This is a genomic window from Parundibacterium terreum (genome assembly GCF_014636315.1).
Lineage (GTDB): Bacteria > Pseudomonadota > Gammaproteobacteria > Burkholderiales > Burkholderiaceae_D > Undibacterium > Undibacterium terreum.
In genome coordinates this window covers 373,714-398,522 of sequence record NZ_BMED01000003.1, presented here as the reverse complement: position 1 = coordinate 398,522, position 24,809 = coordinate 373,714, and the positions used below count along the sequence as shown (strand labels likewise).

The following is a 24,809-nucleotide window of genomic DNA, read 5'->3' as shown; positions in this document are numbered from 1 at the left end:
CGCCATCGCTGCTATCAGTGCTGCAACAGCGCATTCACTTCAGCCAGATCTTCTTCTTTCAAGGTACCGGCTGCTGATTTCAGGCGCAGACCATTCATGATCGTATCGTAGCGTGCCTTGGCCAGATCCCTCTGTGTGGTATACAGCTGTTGCTGCGCATTCAGCACGTCGATATTGATACGCACACCAACCTGGTAACCCAGCTTGTTGGAGTCCAATGCAGACTGGCTGGATACTTCCGCTGCTTCCAGCGCCTTGACTTGAGCCAAGCCGCTGTTCACGCCGAAGTACGATTGACGCGCACCCTGTGCAGAAGTACGGCGAGCAAATTCCAGGTCGTTGCGTGCCTTGTCTTCCAGTGCGATCGATTCGCGCACACGGCTGTCTACACCAAAACCGGAGAAAATAGGAATACTCCATTGCACGCCGATGGAATTGGTTTTGGCAACCGAATTGGTACCTACCGCCGCCGGCACGCCGCCGGTTGAATTGCGGCCGCTACTAGCAACCAGGTCCAGCGTTGGATAATGACCGGCACGATTTCTCTGGATGTCGCGCTGCGCGATCTCCAGGTTCACCTGCGAAGCAATCACATTGTAATTTTGCTTTTCCGCAGAACTGACCCAGTCGTCGATGCGTTCAGGTTGCGGCGAGCTCAGTTTGATGCCGGGCTTCAGCAAAGCCAGATCACCGGCTTCCTTGCCTATGATCTGTTGCAGGGCTGCGCGCTTGATCTGCAAATCGCTGACGCCGGCAAATTCCTGTGCCACTGTCAGGTCATAACGCGCCTGCGCTTCATGGGTATCGGTAATGGTCGAGGTGCCTACTTCAAAATTGCGTTTGGCAGACGCCAGTTGCTCAGAGATGGCGACTTTTTGCGCCTGCAAAGTAGTCAGCGTATCTTGGGCCGCCAGCACATCAAAGTAGGCCTGCGCCACGCGGGTGATCAAGTCCTGCTGTGACAATGCAAACTGCGCTTCGCTCACCACCAGTGCCAGCTTGCCCTGTTGGTACTGCTGCCAGTTTGCCCAGCGAAACAGAGGCTGGGACAAGCTCAGGCTGTAGGCATTGGTATTGCCGGTGTAGTTGATATTGCCTGGGAAGCCATCGGGAGAAATTTCGTTACGTGCCCGCACGTCGCTACCGGTAATTGCTATCGTAGGCAGAATCAGTGCGCGCCCCTGTATCGGCTTTTCCTGGCCTGCTGCCAGTGAAGCACGGGCACTGCCGAATTGGGCGTCATTGAGCAGAGCATCCTTATAGATCTGCAACAAATCAGTCGCGCCGGCACTGGACGACAAAAAAGCGCCGGCAATCAATACGGCAATAATGGGCTTACGCATGAAACGCTCCGAGATAAGAATTATTAGTTAGTTTTTTTAAATTCGACAAACCCAGGCACGCCATTCAAAGAAAGGCTAACGCCTCAGTAAGTCGGCATCGCCGTATCAACTTCCTGGGCCCACGCATGCACGCCGCCGGTCAGGTTGATGACATTGGCAAAGCCATTGCGCTCCAGGAAGCTGGCGACCTGCATACTGCGTCCGCCATGATGACAAACGCAAACGATCGTTGCATCCTGGTCCAGCTCACTGATACGTTCCGGTACGCTTTGCATGGGCATCAGCATTACGCCGCTGATATGACAGGTCTCATGCTCCCAAGGTTCCCTGACATCCAGTAAAACCGGAGGATTTTTTTCCTTGTCCGCCAGCCAGCTTGCCAGTTCAGGCGCAGTAATATGTTGCATGGTCTGGGTCCGGTTAGAAAGTGAACTTGGACGGCTGCACTGCCTGTGACAAAGGCTGCACAACGGTTTCAAACAATGCGACAGCTTTAAAGCTGGCTTGTTCAGTGCGTGTGACGATCTCTGCAGACATCACAGGCGGCTGGCCCACTACGGCAAACAGACGACCGCCGACCTTCAATTGCTGCAACAGGCTGTCCGGCACCGACGGCAGCGAACCATGCACGACGATGACGTCATACGCGGCAGACGGGTTGGCCTTCAGGCCGTCGCCCTGCACGACGCTGACGTTCAGCACGCCGTTCCTGGCCAGATTCTTTTCTGCCAGCGCTTTCAATTCCGCTTCGGCTTCTATCGCAGTCACCTTGGCGGCGCGATGTCCCAGCAATGCAGCCAGGTAGCCGGAACCTGCGCCAACCAGCAATACCTGCTCATGCTTGTTAATCGCCAGTTCTTGCATGATGCGGGCTTCCAGTTTCGGCGACAGCGAATGCGCGGTCGCAGACAAAGGCAGCTCCGTATCGGAAAACACCACGCCAATCTGGTTTTCTGGGAAAAAGTTTTCGCGCTTGACGACTACCAGCATGTCCAGCACATCCTGGTTCAGTACGTTCCAGGGGCGAATCTGCTGTTCAATCATATTGAAGCGGGCTTGTTCGATATTCATGTTCTTTACTCGGTAGCATTAATGAGGAACCCGCATTTTATCAAATGCAGCCCAGGCAATGCCTGAAGAATGCAGCGGGGACCAGCTTAATTCCATAAAATCAACAGTTTGGCACTAAAAACCGTTCATCCGGCTTGGCGCGGCGCTCAAACCAGCATGCCGTTCAGCACCAGTTCTATATAAGTATCGATATAAGGCGCCAGTTCATCGTCTTCCACGCTGCAGGCATTATTGGAATGCCTGGAGATCATCTGCATGATGATGGGCGCAATCAATATCCTCGGCGCCATTTTCAGGTTCAGCGGGCGTATCTCGCCACGGCTGATGCCGCGTTCCAGCATGCGCACCACCATCGCATCACTACGGGCAATCACTTCTTCGTTATAAAACTGGGCCAGCTCGGGAAAATTGCAGGCTTCGGCGATCATCAGTTTGCTCAAGCCGGACAACTTGGTATTTCCCACTGCATGCCACCAGCTCATGATAATTTCGCGGAATAATTCCGTCGTGTGGCCGGTAAATTGTTCTACAATCTCTTCCGCCTGTCCTATCATCGGCACCACGTTTTCACGTACCACCGTCTTGAACAACTCTTCCTTGCTGCTGAAATACAGATACAGCGTTCCCTTGGAGACCCCTGCATTTTTAGCAATATCATCCAGGCGCGTAGCGGCAAATCCGCGCTCTACGAACAGATCGAGGGCGGCAGCCAGCAATTCTTGAGGGCGAGCATCTTTACGACGCTCCCAGCGTGGTTTTGGATCGGATGACATAATTTCTGACTAAGGCACACTAACTTACTCGCGAGTCAGTAATATAATCCCGTCAGGCCGGACCGTCAAGTTCCACCCACGCCTGCCTCAGCAGCGCTACATTGAGGCTGAGACAATGGGCCGATTATGTGGCATTGGTAGATGCGCAACAATTGCAATGCGACAAACGCACGAAAAAGGCGCCTGAATTTCAAAATAAGGGGTACAGGCCGCATGGAGGCAGCGCATTTGAGTCTTCCACCTGCCTCAAGGCAAGACAAATAGCCCAGCAGCAATACCGACAATCATGCTGCCTGTATGCAAGAATGGCGGCGGCAAAGGATAATACAATCCATACCCGCATTGGCGTGCTGGTGCGCTGGCATAGAAACAAACCAAGAGATTCATTTTTATTATGAAACAAGTATCGCTGCAGGCCCAGCAGCTTCACGGTAGCAAACCGGCAATCAGCGTGAGTAGCCACGCATGCCGCCCGGGTTGCGGCGCCTGCTGTATTGCCCCATCCATCTCCAGCGCCATCCCCGGAATGCCATCTGGGAAACCCGCCGGTGTGAGATGCATACAACTGACGGAGGCGAATCAATGTGCGATATTTGGTTTGCCCGAGCGCCCATCCTGTTGTTCCGGACTCACTCCTGAAGAGGACATGTGCGGCAGCGACAGGGAATACGCCATACACTGGCTGACAAGCCTGGAAGAATTGACGCGGCCCGGCAGTCAAAGCCGGCAATAAGCAAAAGCCCTGGCCTGGCATTTGAAGCAATGGATGGCAAAACTGTTACCATTTAGACACAATCGAAGCTTTCGTCTAAGTAATTCGAGCCGCACGGGCGCATAATTGATATAAAGCAATTAGGAGGGTTTAATGAGCGATTTACCTGAACATGCACCGAATCCGTTGGGATACGATCCCAACAGGCTGCTGGACGCCCTGATCACGCAGCTAAACCTGAAAAATGATGCCGCCCTGGCCAGGGCGCTGGAAGTTGCACCGCCTATTATCAGCAAGATACGGCACAGGACCATGCCGGTAGGCGCATCGATGTTGATACGCATGAATGAAATCAGCGGCCTCGATATAGGCCAGCTGCGTTACATCATGGGTGACAGGCGCGGCAAATTCCGTATCAGCGACAAGCAATTCAAACCCAAAGACAAAGACTGAACCCACGTCAGCCAAGCCCGCCGGGAGCCCAGCCCCGCGCGGGACTCAAGTTTAAAAGATGCATTAAAGCAACAAATCTATTTTTCCCCGTGGTAAATCTGTAAATCCGCCGTGCCCGGGATATCTGCGCTACCGTTTTCACCTCCCTGAAAATAAGAAAAATCATCACGGCCGCAAGGGCTCTCATGGTACCCTTCGTGCCGGCCAAACGCGCTTTCATCCGCGCTTTTCAACACTAATAAAATAGCAAACATGGATATACTCCTCGCTGTCAAAATCATCATCATGGGCATCGTCGAAGGTCTGACTGAATTCCTGCCCATTTCCTCCACCGGACATCTGATACTCGCAGGCAGCCTGCTGAATTTCACCGGCGAAAAAATGAAGGTGTTTGAGATAGTGATACAGGCCGGTGCCATTTTTGCAGTGTGCTGGGAATACCGGCAAAAAATCGCCACAGTACTCAGCGGACTCACGCATGACCGTAAGGCACAAAAATTTGCCCTGAATGTGACGATCGCCTTCCTGCCAGCCGCCGTGCTGGGCTTGCTCTTCAGCAAAAAAATCAAACAGTACTTATTTGCGCCGGTGCCGGTGGCGTTGGCCTTCATCATCGGTGGCATCATCATCCTGCTGGTAGAGCGCAAGCAAGGCAGCGCCAATGCGCAGGCTCAAGTCAATGCAGTGGAAGACATGTCAGCCGTTGACGCAGTCAAGATTGGCCTGGCACAAGCCTTTGCATTGATACCCGGTACCAGCCGCTCGGGCGCCACCATCATAGGCGGGATGATCTTCGGCCTGTCGCGCAAGGCCGCGACCGAGTTTTCCTTTTTCCTGGCTATCCCCACTTTGCTGGGCGCTACCGTATACTCTCTGTACAAAGAGCGCGCCTTGCTGTCGGCCGAGGATATGCCGATCTTTGGACTGGGTACCGTGGCGGCCTTCATCTCGGCATTTTTCTGCGTGCGCTGGCTGCTGCGCTACATCAGCTCGCACGACTTTACCGTGTTTGCCTGGTATCGCATCGTGTTCGGCCTGATGATCCTGGCCACCGCCTATACCGGCGTCATTACCTGGGCAGATTGAAAACGGAAGTGCAGTGGAAATAGTTGAAGAAAAAATAGCGGCAAGCCGGCAGGGTAACCTGGACGAAGGCGCTCTGCATTTATTGCAGACCGTTTTCGGCTACCCGTCTTTCCGCGACCAGCAGGCCCGCATCGTCAAGCACGTCGCCAGCGGCGGCGACGCACTGGTGCTGATGCCTACCGGGGGCGGCAAATCCCTGTGCTACCAGATTCCCGCACTGCTGCGCGACGGCGTAGGCATTGTCGTATCGCCGCTGATCGCGCTGATGCAGGATCAGGTCGATGCACTGGCCGAAGTCGGTGTACGCGCAGCCTTCCTGAACTCCACGCAAACTTTCGACGAAGCTCTGCGCATAGAAAAAATGATGCGCGACGGCGAACTGGACCTGGTCTATATCGCGCCGGAACGCCTGATGACCCAGCGCTGCCTGGAATTGCTGAGCGCCACCAGGTTGGCCTTGTTCGCCATTGATGAAGCGCACTGCGTATCGCAATGGGGACATGACTTCCGGCCGGAATACATCAAGCTTTCCATCCTGCACGAGCGCTTCCCGCAGGTGCCGCGAATTGCTTTGACAGCGACCGCAGACCAGCAAACCCGCGAAGAGATCATCCACAGGCTGCAACTGGAAGAGGCGCTGCAATTTGTCTCCTCCTTCGACCGCCCGAATATCCGCTATCAGATCGTAGAAAAAGCCAATGGCCGCAAGCAGGTGCTGGATTTCATCGAAGCTCAGCACAAGAACGATGCCGGTATTGTGTACTGCCTGTCGCGCAAGAAGGTGGAAGAAACCGCCGAGTTTTTGAATGAAAACGGCCTCACTGCCCTGCCGTATCATGCCGGCATGGACTTTGCGACGCGCAGCAAAAACCAGGCGCGCTTCCTGCGTGAAGAAGGCATCGTGATGGTTGCCACCATCGCCTTCGGCATGGGCATAGACAAGCCTGATGTGCGCTTTGTCGCACATCTGGATTTGCCAAAAAGCATAGAAGGCTATTACCAGGAAACCGGGCGTGCAGGCCGCGACGGCGCCTCTGCCAATGCATGGATGGCCTATGGCTTGCAGGATGTGGTACAGCAACGCCGCATGATCGATGAGTCCGAGGCCAACGAAACCTTCAAGCGAGTGCAGGGCATCAAGCTGGATGCCATGCTGGGCCTGTGCGAAACACTGAACTGCCGCCGCGTCCACATCCTGGATTACTTCGGCCAGGCCGCCGGCCCTTGCGGCAACTGCGATACCTGCCTGAACCCGCCCAGCTCGTTCGACGGCAGCGTGGCTGCGCAAAAAATATTGTCCACTATCTACCGCGTGGACCAGCGCTTTGCCGCAGGCCACGTGATCGATATCCTGCGCGGCATAGATACCGAGCGCGTCAAGCAATGGCGGCATGAACAGTTATCCACCTACGGCATAGGCTCCGACAAGAGCGAGGCTGAATGGCGCGCGCTGGTGCGCCAGTTGATCGCGCTGGGCCTGGTAGCTGTGGACTATGAATCATATAGCTCGCTGAAGCTGACCGACGCATCGCGCGCGGTATTGCGCGGTGAGCAAAAGGTACAGCTCAGGCAATACCAGAAGCCGCAAAAAGCGGTCAAGCACAAACGCCAGTCCGCCAAGGATTATGCAGAAGCCAGCCTGTCGGAAAGCGAACAGGCCATCTTCGACAAGCTGCGCTGGTGGCGGGTGGAAACCGCGCGCAAGCACAATGTGCCGGCCTATGTGATCTTCCACGACTCCACCATGCGCGAGATCGCCAAGGCCCACCCTGCATCGCTGGATGACTTACGCGGTGTATCGGGCGTAGGTGAAAAGAAACTGGAAACCTATGGGGAAGAGATCGTAGCGTTGATTGCAGAATTCTCTTAGAACCTGTTTAATAATATCTAACTGCGATCTTACTGCTCGGACGTGATCAGGGATCATGCGCTACTCAGAATGCTCACGTACCTTTAGTACGTTCCGCTTCTTGCGTTGCCGCATTTTAAACTTCGCCCCCGCTGACGCCCTGCTCGCTACAGATCTTAAACAGGTTCAATGAGGGAAAATACATGTCGCGTACCGAACGCCTGCTGGATCTGATGCAAATACTGCGCACCCACCGCTATCCAGTCACCGGCACTGCGCTGGCGGCAGAACTGGGCATTAGCGTACGCAGCCTGTACCGCGATATCGCCACACTTCAAAGCCAGGGCGCAAAAATAGAAGGCGAACCCGGCCTGGGTTATATCCTGCGGCCCGGCTTCACCTTGCCGCCGCTGATGTTTTCCGAAGAAGAAATAGAAGCCATCGTACTCGGCTCGCGCTGGGTGGCACAGCGTACCGATACCCACCTGGCACGCGCCGGCCGCGATGCGCTGGCAAAAATAGCAGCCGTCCTGCCCGCCGAATTGCGGCATGACCTGGACTCATCCGGCCTGCTGGTTGCGCCCTCCTACGGCATAGAAAGCAGTGACGAGCAGATGGCGCAGGTCAGGCGCGCAATCCGTAGCGAGTGCAAACTAGACATCAACTACCGTGACCTGAAAGATGAGCTCAGCCAACGCATCATCTGGCCCTGCGCGCTGGCTTTCTTCGACCAGGTACGCCTGATTGTCGCCTGGTGTGAACTACGCCAGAGTTTCCGCCACTTCCGGATCGACCGTATCACCGGCCTGACGGTGACTGAAAACCGCTACCCCAAGCGCCGCCAGGCACTGATCCACGAGTGGCGACAGGGGATGGACCTCGATAACGGCTGACAGCGGATGGCTATAGCCTAGCTGCGACGGTCGGAGTACACTACCAAGGTATCAATGGCGTCGGCCGATGCAAAGTAGGGCCTGCCATGGCAAATGCTGCTCCATCCTTGATCATCCGCGATCATCCGTGAACAGCACTTGTGCTGCCAGCGTTTCTTTGCCCGCGTTTTGCCTGAGTTTTGCTGCACCCATGTTTTCCTGTACATCCAGCGTTCAGCTTATAAGGAGACTTGCATGCCAACCTACCCCGCAATCCCCCGCCCCGATGATGAAGCCGCAAGGCTGGAAGCATTGCGCCGCTACGGCATACTTGATAGCGCGAACGACCCCGACTTTGATTTCCTGGCCGAGATGGCCGCCGTCATCTGCGACGTGCCCTATGCCTTCATTTCCATGGTGGATGCGGAACGGGTATGGATGAAGGCATCGTTCGGCACCACGGCTACACAATTACCTAGGGACGAGGAATATTGCTCCTGGACGATACTGGAAGACCGCGGCCTGCACATCCCCAATCTCACCACCGACGCGCGCACCGCTTATTTGCCGAAAACCGCTGGCGAGCCCAGATACCAGATGTATTGCGGCGCCAACCTGATCACGTCCGACGGCTACCGCATAGGCGCGCTGTGCGTGATGGATACGCAGATGCGCGCACTGAGCGGCCAGCAAGTCAGGCTGCTGACCCGCCTGTCGGGCCAGGTGATGGCGCTGATAGAACTGCGCGCGAAGGACCGCGAATTGAGCGCATCGCTCAACGTGATGCAAAAACTGGCCACCTATGACGACCTGACAGGCTTGCTGAATCGCCGCGCACTGCTGGCACGCCTGCAGGAGGAGGTGGAGCGGGCACGCCGCATTGTGCACCCGCTGAGCGTCATCATGCTGGATCTGGATCACTTCAAGCAGATCAACGACACCCATGGCCATATGGCAGGCGATGTCGTACTGCATGGCGTAGGCAAATTTTTGCGTGAGCGGCTCAGGGTGACCGACAGCGCAGGCCGTTACGGCGGTGAAGAACTATGCCTGATCTTGCCCGGCACTTCGCTGGAAGACGCCGCAGCCGTTGCAGAAAAACTGCGCCAGGCGCTGGAAACGGCAGAGTTTGTGACCTCGGCCGGAAGCATCGCCGCCACCGCCAGCTTTGGCGTGGTAGCCGGCCAGCCCGGCCCCAAATTGTCTACCAGCAGCTTGCTGGATGCAGCAGACCAAGCCATGTATCGCGCCAAGGAAAACGGCCGCAACCGGGTAGAACTTGGCCAGGAAGTATGAAGCCGCCCGGCAAGATAGTGGAGCAGCAAGTACAACTGCGTAAAGAGGGATAAGGCTACTGACAAAAACTGACACTCCTGGCAATGATAATGATTTCACCGCGGCGCATTCCGGCGCCATGGACGAAATCACCAAGGAGATTGCCATGTCCCATCCTAACTTTATCTTGCTGTACGTCGACAACCCTCAGCATAGCGCCAGATTCTATGCGCCGCTGCTGGACAAGCAGCCGATAGAATCCTCACCCGGCTTTGTCATGTTTGCGCTGGATTCCGGCATGATGCTGGGCCTGTGGAGCAAAAACAATGTAGAACCTGCCGTCCCCAAGATACCGCTCGGCGGCAGCGGCGAGCTGGCGTTTGCGGTCGCAGATATCGCCGCCGTCAAGGCCATGCACACAGATTGGAGCCAGCGCGGCTTGCAGATACTGCAGCAGCCGGTAAGGATGGACTTTGGGTATACCTTTACCGCCGCAGATCCGGACGGCCACAGGCTGCGAGTATTCGCCCCCAGCGACCCTGCACTTTAGAACCATCCCCCGCAGGCAAACACAGGACGTAAAAAAACCGCGATACCAGATCGCGGTTTTCGTTATCGCCGTCTAAGTATGCGTAAGCGGCTATCGAATCCGGCATCAGCGTTTGCTGAACACCAGATCCCATACGCCATGTCCCAAACGCAGGCCGCGGTTTTCAAACTTGGTGACGGGACGGTAGTCAGGGCGCGGCGCATAACCATCTGCCGTGTTTCGCAATGCCGGTTCTGCACTCAGCACTTCCAGCATCTGCTGCGCGTATTCTTCCCAATCCGTTGCACAGTGCAGGTAACCACCCGGCGCAATACGCGAAGCCAGCAAGGCCACCAGCGGCCCCTGGATCAAGCGGCGCTTGTTATGCCTGGCCTTGTGCCATGGGTCAGGGAAAAAAACGTGTACGCCAGCCAGCGAAGCCGGGGCGATCATATGCGTCAGCACTTCAAACGCATCATGCTGTATCAGGCGCAGATTCTGCAGTCCGTTTTCATCGATCAACTTCAGCAAGCTGCCGACGCCCGGCGTATGCACTTCCACGCCGATAAAATTCTTGTCCGGCATGCCGCCGGCGATCTTGGCCGTGGTTTCCCCCATGCCAAAGCCGATTTCCAGGATGGTAGGCGCAGTGCGGCCAAACGGCGCAGACAGTTCAAGCGTTTCTTTTTGATAAGGAATGCAAAACTTCGGTCCCAGCGTCTCTATCGCCCTGCCCTGCGCAATGGACAAGCGTCCGGCCCGCGTGACAAAACTGCGAATGCGGTGCTCGGTAGGGTCATAGAACAAGGCTTTGTTGGCGCCGTCGGCCGGTTTATTATCAGACATACTAGAAATTTTGAAAGTGAAACAGAGTGCGAACCCGTCATACAGAGCCAGGTGCAATGACGCGGAACAGGACTAGCCTTCCCGCAAGACCCGTATTCTACCAGAGCGCAGCAGCGCACCAGCCAAATTGCCCTCTCCTCAGCAGCGAGCCGCCATTTAATCTCCCTTGGCGGAAGAAAATCCTGTCACACTGTGCTGCGCGACAATCCGGCTTTTAGGTAGAATTTCACAACACCCAGCATCAACATGTAGTTTCATGAGCCAAACGAACGATTCCACAGAAAACAGCGATGACCCCTGCCTGCACTGCGGCGCCTGCTGCTCCAGCTTCCGCGTATCTTTTTACTGGGCTGAAGCCGATGTCCACGCGATACCCGTGCATGCCATGGAACAGCTATCCCCTTTCTACGCCTGCATGGCCGGCACCAACAGCAACAACCCACGCTGCAATGCCTTGCAAGGTACGGTAGGCAAAGAAGTCAATTGCACCCTGTACGCGCACCGGCCTTCGCCTTGCCGCGAAGTACAGGTCGGAGATGATAAATGTACGCAGGCACGTGCGCGGCATGGCTTGAAGCCGGTTTTCAATACCGTCGTTTCAGCTTAACGAGACGGGAGAGTCTGGAGCGGGTGAAGGGAATCGAACCCTCGTCGTAAGCTTGGGAAGCTTCTGCTCGACCATTGAGCTACACCCGCGTCGATCACATTGACTCAGCTTTACACGCCATTGGCAAATCCGCAAGCCGGACAGTGTATTGGGAAAAAAGATGCCGCTTTCATCGGGGTGTAATGGTCTTACAGCGGACTCCTAAGTATCTCGAGGCTGTAGGTGTCTAAGCGGACACAATCCCACCCTTTGCCAATATTGCACAACTAAAAAACAGCCAAGACTAGACAAAACGACATGCCCTACGTAGACTTAGTGCAACTTTTACATCATAGCGTTGCACCGGAGTTACTATTGGCCGCCATGTTAAAAAACATCTGGAAGGATCCAGTTTGGAGCAAGGTTATTGCGACAGCAATCCTTGCTCTGATAGGAATTGGCGCCACATATACAAACGATAGATGGCCAAATTTTTCGATCAGTAGCACTCTAGCCTACGCTTGGAAAATATCAGGTTCATGGGCGATATCAACTTCACTGATTCCGAATTGGATGAGTTTGTTTATAGGGCTGCTTGCAGTGCCGACTGTCGTTGTGTTCATAGCTCTCTTATGGAATGTCTTTCGCTCAAAAAAGTCGCCCGCTTCCCACTGGCGGGACTACGCAGAAGATGAATTCTTTGGAATTCGCTGGCGTTGGCGATACCTTAACGGATCCATAACAGCCCCGCATACCTTTTGCCCCCATTGTGATTTCCAAGTATATCCAAGCCGAGCAAGTGCATACATTGCCGTGGATAGGATCGAATTTCAATGCGAGAGTTGTCATCGTCAGCTTGGAATTTTTGAAGAGAGCTATGGCGCGCTCGAAAATAAGGCAATTAGGTTTGCACAACAAAAAATACGGAATGGCAGTTGGAAGGACAAATCCGGACCCGCCGGATAAGGGGAGAAACACTCAAGCCATCAACCTCATGAAATTCCGTCATTTTCTTTGGAGAGAAGGGGAATTTTTCAGATTCAAATCTAATAGCAGGCCGCTTAAATAAGGATTTTCAATTTATGCCGCGCATTCATCTGTTCATAGACACCAATGTTTTGCTCAACTTTTATCATTTCGCTGATGATAGCTTAGAGCAACTAGAGCAACTGGCTGACATGATTAGCGAAACTGGTATTTGCCTTCACCTTCCCCAGCAAGTTATAAATGAGCTCGCCAGAAATCGTGAAGCAAAATTGAAAGCAGCAAATGATCAATTCATAAAAGAGTCCCTTCCGTCAGCGGTGCCTCGCCACATGCAACAGTACGCACAATGTTCCGAATATGTCGCCGCCATTGAGCAAGCAAAGAAGCTGCGGAGTCAACTCGTCAGTCTTGCCTTAGCTGATGCGTCGAATGAGACGCTTGCATCCGATGGATTGATTCGCGCTGTTTTTGATAGGGCAACCAAATATCCCGAGGACGAAAACGTTTTTTCAACTGCTTTACAGCGAATGCAAAAGGGTAATCCGCCGGGGAAAAACGGTAGTATTGGAGATCAATACAATTGGGAGACATTATTGAAGGAAGTGCCTGAAGGTGACCTTCATATAGTTTCCAAAGATGGGGACTATGCGTCTCTTCTCAATAAAAGCAGACCGCATCCTTCGTTGGAGAGCGAATGGGGGCATAAAAAGGCAGGGCATCTTCATATATATAGTGAGGTGAGGACGTTTCTGAAGAAATATAATGAAATGCTTGCGCAAGTACCTCCCGCTCCAAACGTACTTCAGCAGCCCATCGAAGTAGCCGCTGCCCCACCCGCAGCGCAACAGCAAGCTCAGGTAGAACCACCTGCAGTCGAGGTGCAGCATCAGCCCTTAAATCAAGAGGAAGCTGTCGAAGAAGTCGACCCAGAAAAAGAAGAAGCTATGCAGATGCTTGTCGAGAGTGAATCTTTTGCTACCACTCATGCAGCGATTTCTCGCCTCGGGTACTTTCGAATGAATCTGCGGCGATCAGATGCTGAACGGTTGATTCGGGCGGCAGTAGATAATGCCCAAATTCGTTGGATTGCAACGGACTCGGATGTTTATGCATTTTTCGTTTCTTTACTAACAGAGCACTCAGATATTGACGCAGATCTCTTCGAAGAGGCGGTAGATGTATTTGGCCTGCGACCTGAGCCGGGAGATCCATTCGATGATTAATCGGCTAGCGGCTTCTGAGGGCAGAAGCTGTCCTCAGCAACTATGCCGCTTCGCATTCCTTTTTAAATCCAATTCAGTAGGTTCTACGTCTAACATCGGTGATGACAGTGACAGGATTACTCTGGGCTACGTGAAGATAAATGCTGAATGGGGAATTATCACATACAGTAAAATTTCTGAAGAGGCACCACAGTGCATCAGTTTTTTTTCGGCTAGATGTGGAGTACAAAATGTAATGGTCGATGATTTCCTGATTGTGGTGGAATTTTGGTGTGATTGCATATTCATGCGCTTGCGACTCTTACGAACAGTGGAGTTTAACAAGGCGGCGGCGCTTGGGAAGCTTCTGGCCTGCCATTGAGCTACACCCGCTCACTTCTTATTTTAAGTAGATTCGCGTACGGAGCTAGACACTAGCTTTTTGCCTCAAACGTATCCACATCTTCCCGCTCACATGGCCCTCATTTGACCCTCATTTGGATTTCTCCAGCACCACCACATTGACCTCCTTGCTGGTGATGTAATAAGGCACATGCTTGAAATCCGCAAACAGCAGGCGCAGGCTGTGCTTGCCCGGTGGCAGGTCCAATAGCGCTTCTGTCTCGCCGCCGCCGAAGTGCTTGTAATGCTGGTGCGCGTATTCACCCGGCTTGTCGAATGGGATAGGCGCCTTGATGTCTGCCGGCATGGGCATATCGATCAGGATATGGTGGTGACCAGTGTTGGCGATGCTGCCGGCAGCTACAGGTGCGACGCCCATGCCTGTCACTGCAAATGCAACCCTGAATGGCGACTTCACCTGGTCGCCGTCTTTTATATTCGTGAAGTAAGCTGTTTTCTCGCCCACCGGAAAGGGCCTGGTACGCTCCGATGCGCTGATGGTGCTGATGATGGAGTCGGTATCCACGTTTTGCTTGGCGTCTTTTTCTTTGCTTGCCGGTGCTGCATGCACGATGGATAACGGCATTGCCAGCAGCATTGTCAGCACGAGGGGTTTTACATCGCGTAATCTCAAAGTCATATTGGCTTGCCGTCTTTAGTTATGTTTGTCGGTAGGGATGCGGGCCCAGGATTTGTGGGGGATTCTATCAAGGTTTGCGCAGCGGTGATTTTTCCAAAGCCGCACTTCTTAGGCGCTTATTTCCTGGCTTTCTGCAAAGCGTCTAATTGCTGATGCATTTCCTCTGCGGCCTGCATAATCTTTTGCATCAGCGGCGCCATCAATTGTGGCATTTCGCTCATGATGCCCTGGGTAATGCGCGGCATCTTGTTGATAAATACCTGGCCGGTCGGGCTTTCATAAAAAGCGATCAGGCCGTCGACGTCTTCCTGCTCCAGGCTGGCGCTGTAGACCCTGACGTAAAGCGGTTTCAGCTTTTCCATCGTCATTTCTTCCCGATTGATGGCATTGGCCTTTACCCAAAAGTTGTCCAATACTTTCTGCTGATCGGCAGTCAACGTCTGGCCCTTCATCGCCTGATTTAGCATGACCTTCATTGCCGCTTCTGTCTGCGGGCGTATGGCATCCAGTATTCTCTCAACATGCATTACGGCAAATAATTTTTCCAGCGATTCCGGGCTTGGCGGCGCGGCACAGGCACTCAGCGAGAACAGCGTCGCGGCGGCAAAAGTGACTAGGCGTTTCATCGGCATTTCCTTTTCAATCAACAGTAAACATCACGGCGCTTTTAGCATAAGCTGGGTGACAGAACATCTGCAGCAATCTGCGTTTGCGGAGTATGACTATCGTCTACGACAATTTGGTATTATTTTTACAACTCTTGCCAAATAAACCTTTTGTAACAAAACAGTCTATGCCGGTGTTGCTACACGGAACAAACTAAGCTAGTGTTTAGGACTAGTCAAAATCTCAACAGTCCGGCGATGTCCGCGACTATTTCAGGAGCAGTTTTAATGTCCAACCCAACCCCGCTTGAACCTGCAGAGACAGATGAAGCCAGCAACCAGGAACTGCTTGAGGCTTTCCTGCGCGGTGCGGGCCTGGAAAACAATTCCATAGGACTGGGTGCCGGCTCCAAGCTGACGCCGGAGCTGATGGAAATGCTGGGCAAATTGCTGGCAGCATCAGTGCACGGCACACATGGCTTGCTGTCGCGGCGCGCACAGGTCAAGCGCGAAGTGAATGCGGACATGACGATGGTGGTTCGCCGCAACAATAATCCGCTCAAGTTTTTGCAAGACTCGGACACGATCATGCTGCAGATGCTGCGCAAGAAAATGCCCGGCTTTATGGACCCGGTATCTTCGATGCAGGAAGCCTTCCTGGACATACACGCGCACCAAAGCGCGCTGGTCGCCGGTATGCAGGCTGCGCTGCTGGATATGATGGAGCGCTACAACCCGGAGATCGTCATCCAGCAAACCCCTTCCGAAGGCACGATGGAAAATCTGATGCCGTCGCTGCGTAAGGCCAGGATGTGGGATAAGCAGGTGGAAAGGTTCCAGATTGTCAGGCGCGAGGTGCTGCAAGAAGCGCAGGCACCATTTGGCAATGCCTTCCTCACAGGATATGAGGCCGAAATCACTCGTTGTGAAGACGAGGCCGACAGTGATAGATGACGCCGCCGATACTGGCCTATTGCAATTGCAGTCTGCACAGATTTGCGAAACAGGCGGCAGGGCATCCAACCAGGATGCGCTCCGCTATGCGCAGCAAGGCCCGCTGGCCTGTTATGTCGTTGCAGACGGCGCCGGTGGACATGCGGGCGGCGAAATGGCATCTTCCCTTGCCAGCAATGGCCTGATCGCGGCATTTACCGCGGACCCCGGATTTTCTGCCAAGGCTTTGCGCTATTACGCCGATACGGCCAACGCCCAGATCACCAATGCCCAACTGGTGCAGCCTGCCTTGCACGAGATGAGCAGCACGGTCGCGGCGCTGCTGATCGACCGGCGTCAAAATGCTGCAATCTGGGCCCATCTGGGCGATACCCGCATCTATCTTTTCCGGCAACAGAAGATCATTGCGATGAGCAAGGATCACAGCATGGTGCAGCAATTCATCGATGCCGGCTATTGCACGCCGACGCAGGCCCGCACCCATCCGCAGCGCAATGTCCTGTTTGCGGCGCTGGGTGCCAGCGAGGATACCCCTCCAGAAGTCATTGAGCAAAGCGTGTCTTTGCAAAATGGCGATGCTTTTTTGCTATGTACCGACGGCTTATGGGAGTGGGTGCTGGAGCAGGAGATGGAAACCGAACTCTCCCGGGCTGGCTCGGCAGAGGCCTGGCTGGCCGGCATGCAGGCAGTGGCTGCCCGCCGATTTGCACAAACCCGCGCAATTCGCGACAATACAACAGCTTTTGCCGTGTGGATAAGCATTCCGGCGGCCTGAGGCCACTGGTTTAGCGACGACACGCTGTATGATAGCAACATCTTTACCCTGACCAGATCAATGAATACACCCGCCCCCGACCAAGACGACGACCAGACGCGCCTTGCCATGCAAGCACCGGCAGCACCTGCGGCCCCTGCCGCTGTGCACACCGGTTCGGAGAATTGCCTGCCTGTAGGGACGCGCCTGGGGGATTTCGAGATTACCGGCATCATCGGTGAAGGCGGTTTTGGTATTGTCTATCTGGCTTTCGACCACAGCCTGCGCCGCACCGTCGCCATCAAGGAATACATGCCGGTCGCACTGGCAGGCCGCGGACCGGATGACAGCGTGGTGATACGCTCCACCAAGCATAGCGAGGCGTTTGGTACCGGGCTGGAAAGCTATATCAATGAAGCGCGCTTGCTGGCGCAGTTTGATCATCCGTCCCTGGTCAAGGTGTACCGCTTCTGGAAACAGAACAAAACGGCCTATATGGCCATGCAGTATTATGAAGGCCACACGCTGAAGTACATCGTGGAGCACCACCCGGAACTGATCGATGAAGCGTGGCTGATCAATATGCTGCGCTCCATCCTGGGTGCATTGGAAACCCTGTATAGCGCACAAATTCTGCACCGCGATATTTCGCCGGAAAACATCATGATCCAGCGCAATGGCGTACCCGTGCTGCTGGATTTTGGCGCTGCGCGCCAGGTCATAGGCGGCACGCCGCAAGACCTGACCGTAATTCTGAAGCCGAGCTTTGCGCCCGTAGAGCAATATGCGGATGACGCCAACCTGATCCAGGGTCAATGGACCGATATCTACGCACTGTGCGCGGTGGTGTACAACGCCATCGTGAAAAAATCTCCGCCTAGCTCGGTCACCCGCATGATCAAGGATCCGATGCAGCGCCTGCAGGATCTGGCGCCAGCCGGCTATAAAGCCGCATTCCTGGCGGCGATAGACCAGGGCTTGAGTGTGCTGCCGGAATTCAGGCCGCAGTCCACCGCACAATTCCGCATTTTGCTGGGCCTGGAGCCGGGCGCCAAACTGGCGCCTCAACTGCATGCCAAAGTACCGCCGCAGTTCACTGCGCGAGCCGCGTCGTCGGCGGCAAATGCACGCGCGGGCAACCCATTGCCGGAAGAAATCAGCGAGCCATTTCCTGACATGGCGGATGCAGACGAAGATCAGACCGTATTGGCATCGGCACCGCCCAAATCCGGGCAAAAGACCAGCAAGTCCGGCAAGTCCGACAAAACCAGCGAGCAAACCGGTAAAAACGGTTCAAAAAAATCTGCGTCCGGTTCCCGTTCAGGCAAGCAAAAAAAGCAGGGTTGGGAATGGCGCTGGGACCATACGCTGGCAGCCGCGGTAGTGTTTTTTGCGATTGGCGGCATCTGGGTCTGGACCAGCAATAAGCCAGCCCCGGTAGCCGCAAATGCTGCCGATACGGCTGCAACGACCCAGCCGGCGCCTGCCAGTGCTGCCGCCCCTGCGTCAGTTGCGGACGCCGCGCCGGTGGCTCAGGTCAGCCCGGCTTCGGACGCAACGCCGACAGTCGCCAGCATCCCTGCCGCCACTTCCGCCAGCACGGCATCGCAGATTGCCGCCACGCTGGACAAGAATGAAACCATGCTGACGGAAGAAGCCAATAGCGCCAGCAAGGCGGAGGCGCCAGTGCCTATGGGAACAGTCACGCTGAATGTGAAACCTTGGGGCACGCTGTATATTAACGGTGTCAATAAGGGTGTGAGCCCACCCGTAAAAAGAATACAGTTACCACCAGGCAAGTATCAGGTTAAAATTGTCAATCCGAATTACCCGGACTTTCAGACAGAACTGCAGTTGGCAAACAAGAAAACCGTGGCCTTGGCCCACGACTTTGCCAGCCAGGGCGGCAATCCATGAGATAGCGGCATGACCGAAAGGTCGCCGCTTTAACGTGATGCGTCTTTTTGGTCGCTTGATCCGGGCTTAACCCAGGGCTATTGCAATGAAACCAACTGTTCGCCATCTATCCTTAATTGTCTCCATTGGCAGCGCGCTACTGCTGAGCGCCTGCGTCGTCCCACCACAAAACCAGCAGGTCACACCGGCGGCACCCAAACCGGCTGCCGCTGCACCGGTTGCGGCCAGCGCACCGGTTGCCCCTGTCGTAGTTCCGCCCTCTCCGGCACAAGCTGCGCTGACGGAAGGCATGGAGCTGTATGACAAGGGCGATTTCAACGGTGCAATTAAAAAGCTGTCGGGTTCTGCAGACATCTGGAATGCCGACAAGAGCCTGCAATTGTCGGCGCTGAAGACGATGGCTTTCTCTTACTGCGTCAGCTCGCGCCAAACCCTGTGCCGGCAGCAGTTTGAAAAAGCGCTAAAGCTGGATCCGAATTTTGATCTGGAGCCGGGCGAGAAACAGCATCCGTTGTGGGCGCCTGTGTTTGAGCAAGCCAAGAAAAGAGTCGCTGCTGCAGCCAGCAAGCCTGCACCGCCTGTGCGCAAACCAGCCCCTAAACCGGCAACGACCGGCCAATAAGCAAGGCCTGGACAGCTCAGATGTCCAGGCCCTGTCCCTCAGCTTCTGCCGCAGCCAGGAAATCGCGCATCAGCACTATCTTTTGCTGAGCAGCCTGGCGAGCCGACTCCAGCTTTAATTTCGCGGGCAATTCTTCCAGACTTTTTTTCAGTGAGCGCAGGGCATCCTGATGCCGGATAAAACGCGTATCGCGACCTGCCTTGCTGACAGTACGCAAGATGCCTATCGCACCCAGTTGCTCCAGGATGTCGGCATCGCGCAATAGCATGCCCTCAATGCTGCGGGGCTCTCCAGACGGTAAGTGCTCACTAATCACTTGCACTACCTGCGGAATTTTATGTTGAGGGAAGCCCATTTTCTGCAGCAGGACCGGCACCTGCTCCACCGCGTATTTCACATTGTCCCAGGTCGCCAGTGCGACAGGATCTGCCGGCCTGTGGCCGATGAAGACACCGAGGTCATGCAGCCATGCGGCGGCATGCAGAACATCGTCGTCATAGGTTTGCTGCTGCGCCAGGCTGCATGCGAGCGCATACAGCCTGGGCTGGTGGCTGAATTTGTCGGCAGGCTGGGCAGCCTGCCAGATAAAATCTTCTATCGCTTGGCGATAAGTCATACTAGAACTCATTTCATAAATAGGAGTGAGATGCGTTTGTCTTAAAATTGGCGCTGGCAAGGCGCGCGAGGCGTCAATAGCGAGCTATTGACAACGAGTGCAACGCAGTCCAGCGCCGATTTTAAGGCAAACCCTCCGGGAACGGCCCATTTGGGCGCATTGCAGCGTTGCGCCGCTAGCAAAGACGTCCAGTCTTTGCGTCGCGACGCGTCTCGCACTGCATCCCAAATGGACTCGTTCGCACTCGCTCCTATTTATGAAATGAGTTCTAGTCATACACTCCGGCATCAGTGCTCACAAATTGATATGCGCCCATGTTAACGCATGTCGGCATGTTCCTGATGCCAAACCCTCAATAGCGACTTATTTTGCCAGCGCCTCTTCGACAAAATCCAGCCTGTCCTGGCCCCAGAAGAATTCATCGCCGACAAAAAAGCTGGGAACGCCGAACAACTGGCGCTGCACGGCTTGCGCGGTATTGGTCTTCAACAGTTCCTTTACCTCCGGGTTGCCGACCATCGCGATGAAATCCGCAGCGTCAAAACCCGCCGCGCCCAGTACGGCAGCCAACTGCGCGGGATCATTCAGGTTCTTCGGCTGCTCAAACATTGCGCTGAAGATCGCGGCATTGTAGGCATCAAATTCTTTCTTACCCCGCAGTTGCATGCCGGTGGCCCCGCGCATCAGGGTCAGCGTATTGATCGGGAAATACGGATTCATCGCAAAAGAAACACCGTATTTATCCGCCCAGCGCTTCAGGTCCACTTGTGAATGTACTGCCTTCAAAGGTATCTCGGCCGGACTGTGATTACCGGTGGCCTGGAAAATGCCGCCCAGCAGCACCGGCCGCCAGATGATCTCGGCGTTATGCCGCGCAGCGACCACAGGCAACTGGTGATAGGCCAGGTAGGTGTAAGGGCTGCCGAAATCGTAAAAAAATTCTATTTGCTTGCTCATATTGTCTCCGCGTTTCTTATGCGTTTTATTTTATCCAAAGCCCTACCAGCGTTCCATCCACGGACGCAGATCCAGCTCATGCGTCCACGCGTCCTTAGGTTGGGTATGCAGGTACCAGTAATTTTCTGCAATGTGCTCAGGATTGAGGATGCCGTCCTGCTCTTTCAGCGCATAGCGTTCAGGGAAGTTTTCACGGATGAATTCGGTGTCGATAGCGCCGTCCACCACCACGTGAGCCACGTGGATATTCCTCGGCCCCAGCTCGCGTGCCATGCTTTGCGCCAATGCTCTCAGCGCATGCTTGGCGCCGGCGAAGGCAGCGAAATTGGCAGAGCCGCGCATGCCGGCTGTGGCCCCTGTAAACAAGATGGTGCCCCTGCCCCTGGCCACCATTCGCTTTGCAACTTCCCGCCCGACCAGGAAGCCGCCCAGGCAGGCCATTTCCCATATCTTGAAGTATTTGCGCGCGGTTTCATCCAGGATGCTGCATGGCACATTGGCGCCGATGTTGAACACCATGACTTCTATCGGCGCGATATCGCGCTCTATCTGCTCTACCAGCGCAATGACTTCCTCTTCCTTGCGCGCGTCCGATGCAAAGCCGTAGGCCTGGCCGCCATCGGCGACGATTTCGTCTATCAGCGGTTTGAGCTTGTCGCTATTGCGGCGCGTGGCGCAAGCAATCAAACCACCCTTTGCGAAACGCTTGGCAATGGCACCGCCGGTTGCATCGCCTGCGCCTATGACCAGCGCCGCCCCTTTTTGTGCTGCTTTTTCGATCTGATCCGACATATATCTCCTCCTTGTTTTTTCTTTGCACTCTTTAAATAACGATCGTTACCATAACGAACGTTATGTTATGATTCTTCGCATGTCAAGCACATTCTGAGCACAAAATCATGCGATACAGCCCCGAACACAAATCAACAAAGCGCAAACACCTGCTGGCTGTCGCGGGCGCAGAATCCAAGAAAAAGGGCTTTGCCGCCGTTGGCGTGGATGGCCTGATGCAGGCTGCGGGCGTCACCAGCGGCGCTTTCTATAGTCATTTTTCTTCAAAAAACGAATTATTCAAGGCCCTGATAGAGATGGAATTGCAGGACAGCATGCAAATGCTGGTCGGCAATCCACATCAGGATCTGGCGGCCTGGCTGGATCATGAGTCCGACCGCTACCTGACGATGAGCCACGTACGGCATCCTGAAGCAGGCTGCGCGCTGCCTGCGCTGGGAGCAGAGATTGCCAGGGCAGACGATAGCGTGAAGCAAATCTATCAGCAGCAAATGCTGGAAGCCAGGGACATGCTGGCAAGCCGCCTGGGAGACAATACTGCGGCCTGGGGCTTCATGGCGCAATGCGTGGGAGCCTTGCTGCTGGCGCGCGCAATGCCGGATGAAGACATGCAGCAGGAAATCATCCAGGCCGGCAGGCAATTCCTGCAAAGGGCCATCACCGAAACCGACGGCGACTCGGCAGAAGCCGCAACCGGCCCGCAATAGGCCAGCAACAAGTACCGATAGGCAGCGAGACGACGAAGCAAGCCCACAAATCCGCATCCCCCTCTTTGCGGCGGCTGGAGCCGGGCTTTAAAGCTTATAATTAGTACAAATAAACAGCTCTGTTCCGGGCGCATGGGCAAGCATCCTGTGCGTATACTTTGACAGACCATACCTCCAGCCTGGAATACAAGCACATGCAATTTCGCCCTTTGCACCAAGACCTCGCCCTTAAAAAAATCAGCACATCGCTATCGCTCTGCGGACTGCTGGTACTGGCTGCCTGCGGAGGCGGCGGCGGTGGAAGCTCAAGCACCACACCGACCACGCCAACCACTCCCGTCATCCCGCCTGTCACCAGCCTGACTATTACCGGCGTTGCGGCAACCAGCGCTCCGCTTGTCGCCGCCAATATCAAGGTGGTGGATGCCAAAGGTGCAGCAGTGAGCCTGGTGGATGCGAACGGCGGCAGTATTCCTTACGGCACAACCAATACGGCGGATGGCTCGTACCGGCTGAACCTGAGCAGCTCCGGCATCACGATGCCTCTGCTGATCCAGGCGGCGGGGCGTGATGTCACCGGCAACTCTGTCATTCTGTACAGCATGCTGCAGGCCACTACCTCGCCAACCATTGCCAACATAACGCCGCTCTCCACCGCGGTAGTGGCAGAAATTTTGGGCGCCAACCCACGCAGCGTTTTTAACAACGCGGCAAGCAATGCCAGTTCGATCGCGCTGCTCAGCAACGCAACCATGCTGGCGGCCGCCTCTACCCATATCAAGACTATCGTCGCCGCCAATCTGACCGACGCCAAGATCACCAACACCAAAACCCTGGATTTTTTCCAGGACGCGACTTTTGTCACCAACAAGACCCTGCTGGACGTGGCGCTGGAAGGCTTGACGGTGCGTATCGCCAAAGACAGCAACGGCAACGACCAGCTACAGATCAGTAACAAGTTCGCCATTCCCGGCTTGCCGGATGTGACGGTGGACCTGGCCACGGCAAAGACGGAACTGGCCAAGACCACGGGCACCACTCTGGCCAATGCGGTGAAAAGTACGGCCAAGACCACCGTGGTGACCTCACCACTGGCGACCGCCTCAACCATGGACAACCTGACCATCGCACTGAACAAGGCGATTGCACAAGGTTCCGCCGCGAGCGCGTTCAGCGGCTATATCGCGACGGCAGCGATGCCTGCACCCGGCAGCTCCGGTACCGGCACCTATACCTACAACGGCCGCAGCGCTGCAGCGCTGACCGCAAAATTGGCAGGCTACGCGGCAAACAACTACCAGCTCAGCAAATTGCAGATCATGGGCTGCGCCGATACGCCGTCCACGCCTTTGAAAGCTTGCGTGTACTTCCAGGTGGGCGCTACCGTCTCCGACAACAGCGGCAAGACGGTGGACCTGTTCTACGATACCGTCACGTATAACAAAACCAGCACCAGTTGGACTTTTTCCGGCAACGGCCGCAATACCAGCACCGAAGTTTACCCGCTCGCGTATGCCAGCTACGGCATGGACGGCAGCCTGACCTCGGGCAGCACCAATCCTAGTGTAGGCGTGGAAATCGCCATCGTTGGTGAAAGCCCCCCCGGAACCAAGAGCATGGATGGCGCCATCGTGCAATTGCTGAGCGGCTACAGCGTGCCTTTCGCCTATTGCGGAGGCACCTATCTGTGTGCATCCAGTTCTCCATCTGTGCCGGCCAGCGCAACCGGCGAGCTGAAAGATTTCTTGCTACAGCAGCCCGCATTGGGCTGGATAGGCAGTAAAGATGGGCAGGCAGGCGCCAAATATGTGATTTCCACGACCGCTGCCAATGCCAGTGCTACCCAGAACCTGAGTGTGTATTTGCCGGCTTCGGTACCCAGCGACTATGTGACGTCGCAGTTCCCGGCGCTGGATGGCGTATCGGCATCCAACCCAGTCGTCCCAGCGGCGCTGATCGCGGGCACCAACCTGAACTGGGCCAACTGGGCCGCAGCCAATCCTGATTCGCATGTATTCATGCTGCGCTTCATCATTTCCAGCGATGGCGCTGCGCCTATCGTATCGGATTTCAGCGTGCCGAATGACCTGAGTACCACCACGACTCTGGCGGCAACCACGATACCCGACGGCTATGTGCCATCCAGCTATCAATTGCTGATCGGTGCGCAAGACAATCTGGGAAGGCGTTTCTTCACCACCTATAAGAGCGCGCCTTAAACAGGCAGTGCTAGTGAAAGGGGCAGGCGTAGGGATACGC

27 protein-coding genes and 1 tRNA gene are annotated in these 24,809 nt (G+C 55.1%); 16 read left to right on the top strand and 12 right to left on the bottom strand.

Annotated features, from left to right (window positions below; genetic code table 11):
- Positions 1–14: 14 nt before the first annotated feature.
- From IEW12_RS16510 to IEW12_RS16495, 4 genes are all read right to left on the bottom strand, one after another.
- Positions 15–1,343, bottom strand: a complete 1,329-nt coding sequence (locus IEW12_RS16510; RefSeq protein ID WP_188567177.1) for a TolC family outer membrane protein — start codon at positions 1,341–1,343, stop codon at positions 15–17.
- An 83-nt stretch (positions 1,344–1,426) separates the two neighbouring features.
- Complete coding sequence (locus IEW12_RS16505) at positions 1,427–1,750, bottom strand: rhodanese-like domain-containing protein (protein ID WP_188567176.1); 324 nt, start codon at positions 1,748–1,750, stop codon at positions 1,427–1,429.
- A 13-nt stretch (positions 1,751–1,763) separates the two neighbouring features.
- Positions 1,764–2,414 (bottom strand): protein-L-isoaspartate O-methyltransferase family protein, encoded by a 651-nt coding sequence (locus IEW12_RS16500; RefSeq protein ID WP_188567175.1) that lies wholly within the window; start codon positions 2,412–2,414, stop codon positions 1,764–1,766.
- Between the two features lie 146 nt (positions 2,415–2,560).
- Positions 2,561–3,187, bottom strand: coding sequence for a TetR/AcrR family transcriptional regulator (locus IEW12_RS16495; protein ID WP_188567174.1), 627 nt, complete (start codon positions 3,185–3,187; stop codon positions 2,561–2,563).
- 128 nt (positions 3,188–3,315) lie between these two features.
- Here IEW12_RS16495 and IEW12_RS16490 point away from each other — a divergent pair, with 128 nt between their 5' ends.
- From IEW12_RS16490 to IEW12_RS16480, 3 genes are all read left to right on the top strand, one after another.
- Positions 3,316–3,585: a hypothetical protein gene (locus IEW12_RS16490; RefSeq protein ID WP_188567173.1), complete on the top strand. Its 270-nt coding sequence runs from the start codon at positions 3,316–3,318 to the stop codon at positions 3,583–3,585.
- Complete coding sequence (locus IEW12_RS16485) at positions 3,582–3,920, top strand: YkgJ family cysteine cluster protein (RefSeq protein ID WP_188567172.1); 339 nt, start codon at positions 3,582–3,584, stop codon at positions 3,918–3,920. The genes IEW12_RS16490 and IEW12_RS16485 overlap by 4 nt, the downstream gene beginning before the upstream one ends.
- A gap of 132 nt (positions 3,921–4,052) precedes the next feature.
- Positions 4,053–4,352: a hypothetical protein gene (locus IEW12_RS16480; protein WP_188567171.1), complete on the top strand. Its 300-nt coding sequence runs from the start codon at positions 4,053–4,055 to the stop codon at positions 4,350–4,352.
- Between the two features lie 77 nt (positions 4,353–4,429).
- On the opposite strand, the gene IEW12_RS16475 is transcribed toward IEW12_RS16480, so the two are convergent.
- A complete protein-coding gene (locus tag IEW12_RS16475) occupies positions 4,430–4,606 on the bottom strand; it encodes a hypothetical protein (RefSeq protein ID WP_188567170.1) in 177 nt (58 codons plus the stop codon).
- Between IEW12_RS16475 and IEW12_RS16470 the strand changes: the two genes are divergently transcribed.
- From IEW12_RS16470 to IEW12_RS16450, 5 genes are all read left to right on the top strand, one after another.
- Entirely contained in the window at positions 4,605–5,438 is an 834-nt protein-coding gene (locus IEW12_RS16470) for an undecaprenyl-diphosphate phosphatase (RefSeq protein WP_188567169.1), read from the top strand. The genes IEW12_RS16475 and IEW12_RS16470 overlap by 2 nt on opposite strands.
- A 13-nt stretch (positions 5,439–5,451) precedes the next feature.
- Positions 5,452–7,308, top strand: coding sequence for a DNA helicase RecQ (gene recQ / locus IEW12_RS16465; protein ID WP_229751164.1), 1,857 nt, complete (start codon positions 5,452–5,454; stop codon positions 7,306–7,308).
- A gap of 182 nt (positions 7,309–7,490) precedes the next feature.
- Complete coding sequence (locus IEW12_RS16460; RefSeq protein ID WP_188567168.1) at positions 7,491–8,180, top strand: helix-turn-helix transcriptional regulator; 690 nt, start codon at positions 7,491–7,493, stop codon at positions 8,178–8,180.
- A gap of 234 nt (positions 8,181–8,414) precedes the next feature.
- On the top strand, positions 8,415–9,455 hold the full coding sequence (locus IEW12_RS16455; RefSeq protein WP_188567167.1) for a sensor domain-containing diguanylate cyclase: 1,041 nt from the start codon (positions 8,415–8,417) through the stop codon (positions 9,453–9,455).
- Between the two features lie 145 nt (positions 9,456–9,600).
- On the top strand, positions 9,601–9,984 hold the full coding sequence (locus IEW12_RS16450; RefSeq protein ID WP_188567166.1) for a VOC family protein: 384 nt from the start codon (positions 9,601–9,603) through the stop codon (positions 9,982–9,984).
- A 105-nt stretch (positions 9,985–10,089) separates the two neighbouring features.
- Here the strand turns inward: IEW12_RS16450 and trmB are convergent, their stop codons facing one another.
- A complete protein-coding gene (gene trmB, locus IEW12_RS16445; RefSeq protein ID WP_188567165.1) occupies positions 10,090–10,809 on the bottom strand; it encodes a tRNA (guanosine(46)-N7)-methyltransferase TrmB in 720 nt (239 codons plus the stop codon).
- A 256-nt stretch (positions 10,810–11,065) separates the two neighbouring features.
- Here trmB and IEW12_RS16440 point away from each other — a divergent pair, with 256 nt between their 5' ends.
- Positions 11,066–11,416 carry a YkgJ family cysteine cluster protein gene (locus tag IEW12_RS16440; protein ID WP_188567164.1) on the top strand — a complete coding sequence of 117 codons (351 nt, stop codon included), beginning with the start codon at positions 11,066–11,068 and terminating at the stop codon, positions 11,414–11,416.
- Positions 11,417–11,431: 15 nt separating this feature from the next.
- Here the strand turns inward: IEW12_RS16440 and IEW12_RS16435 are convergent.
- Positions 11,432–11,505: transfer RNA gene (locus IEW12_RS16435), tRNA-Gly, on the bottom strand.
- 972 nt (positions 11,506–12,477) lie between these two features.
- Between IEW12_RS16435 and IEW12_RS16430 the strand changes: the two genes are divergently transcribed.
- The gene (locus IEW12_RS16430) at positions 12,478–13,605 is read left to right on the top strand and encodes a PIN domain-containing protein (protein WP_188567163.1); all 1,128 of its coding nucleotides are present in this window, start codon (positions 12,478–12,480) and stop codon (positions 13,603–13,605) included.
- A gap of 472 nt (positions 13,606–14,077) precedes the next feature.
- On the opposite strand, the gene IEW12_RS16425 is transcribed toward IEW12_RS16430, so the two are convergent.
- Together IEW12_RS16425 and IEW12_RS16420 are read right to left on the bottom strand one after the other, a co-directional pair.
- Entirely contained in the window at positions 14,078–14,626 is a 549-nt protein-coding gene (locus tag IEW12_RS16425; RefSeq protein WP_188567162.1) for a DUF4399 domain-containing protein, read from the bottom strand.
- A 116-nt stretch (positions 14,627–14,742) separates the two neighbouring features.
- Positions 14,743–15,252 (bottom strand): DUF2059 domain-containing protein, encoded by a 510-nt coding sequence (locus tag IEW12_RS16420; RefSeq protein ID WP_188567161.1) that lies wholly within the window; start codon positions 15,250–15,252, stop codon positions 14,743–14,745.
- A gap of 201 nt (positions 15,253–15,453) precedes the next feature.
- Between IEW12_RS16420 and tagH the strand changes: the two genes are divergently transcribed.
- The 4 genes from tagH (at position 15,454) to IEW12_RS16400 (ending at position 19,478) form a co-directional block, all read left to right on the top strand.
- A complete protein-coding gene (tagH, locus tag IEW12_RS16415) occupies positions 15,454–16,185 on the top strand; it encodes a type VI secretion system-associated FHA domain protein TagH (protein WP_268237247.1) in 732 nt (243 codons plus the stop codon).
- A complete protein-coding gene (locus tag IEW12_RS16410; RefSeq protein WP_188567159.1) occupies positions 16,175–16,960 on the top strand; it encodes a PP2C family protein-serine/threonine phosphatase in 786 nt (261 codons plus the stop codon). Before tagH ends, IEW12_RS16410 begins: the two co-directional genes overlap by 11 nt.
- Positions 16,961–17,020: 60 nt before the next feature.
- Positions 17,021–18,856, top strand: a complete 1,836-nt coding sequence (locus IEW12_RS16405; protein WP_229751162.1) for a serine/threonine-protein kinase — start codon at positions 17,021–17,023, stop codon at positions 18,854–18,856.
- A gap of 85 nt (positions 18,857–18,941) precedes the next feature.
- Complete coding sequence (locus IEW12_RS16400; protein ID WP_188567158.1) at positions 18,942–19,478, top strand: TssQ family T6SS-associated lipoprotein; 537 nt, start codon at positions 18,942–18,944, stop codon at positions 19,476–19,478.
- Between the two features lie 16 nt (positions 19,479–19,494).
- Here IEW12_RS16400 and IEW12_RS16395 read toward each other — a convergent pair whose 3' ends face one another.
- From IEW12_RS16395 to IEW12_RS16385, 3 genes are all read right to left on the bottom strand, one after another.
- Positions 19,495–20,094, bottom strand: coding sequence for an HD domain-containing protein (locus tag IEW12_RS16395; RefSeq protein WP_229751161.1), 600 nt, complete (start codon positions 20,092–20,094; stop codon positions 19,495–19,497).
- 363 nt (positions 20,095–20,457) lie between these two features.
- Entirely contained in the window at positions 20,458–21,051 is a 594-nt protein-coding gene (locus tag IEW12_RS16390; RefSeq protein WP_188567156.1) for a 2-hydroxychromene-2-carboxylate isomerase, read from the bottom strand.
- 42 nt (positions 21,052–21,093) lie between these two features.
- On the bottom strand, positions 21,094–21,843 hold the full coding sequence (locus tag IEW12_RS16385) for an SDR family oxidoreductase (RefSeq protein ID WP_188567155.1): 750 nt from the start codon (positions 21,841–21,843) through the stop codon (positions 21,094–21,096).
- A 107-nt stretch (positions 21,844–21,950) separates the two neighbouring features.
- On the opposite strand from IEW12_RS16385, the gene IEW12_RS16380 reads away from it, so the two are divergent.
- Both IEW12_RS16380 and IEW12_RS16375 read left to right on the top strand, forming a co-directional pair.
- Positions 21,951–22,550: a TetR/AcrR family transcriptional regulator gene (locus IEW12_RS16380; protein WP_188567154.1), complete on the top strand. Its 600-nt coding sequence runs from the start codon at positions 21,951–21,953 to the stop codon at positions 22,548–22,550.
- 194 nt (positions 22,551–22,744) lie between these two features.
- The gene (locus IEW12_RS16375; RefSeq protein WP_188567153.1) at positions 22,745–24,769 is read left to right on the top strand and encodes a hypothetical protein; all 2,025 of its coding nucleotides are present in this window, start codon (positions 22,745–22,747) and stop codon (positions 24,767–24,769) included.
- The last annotated feature ends 40 nt before the right edge of the window (positions 24,770–24,809 follow it).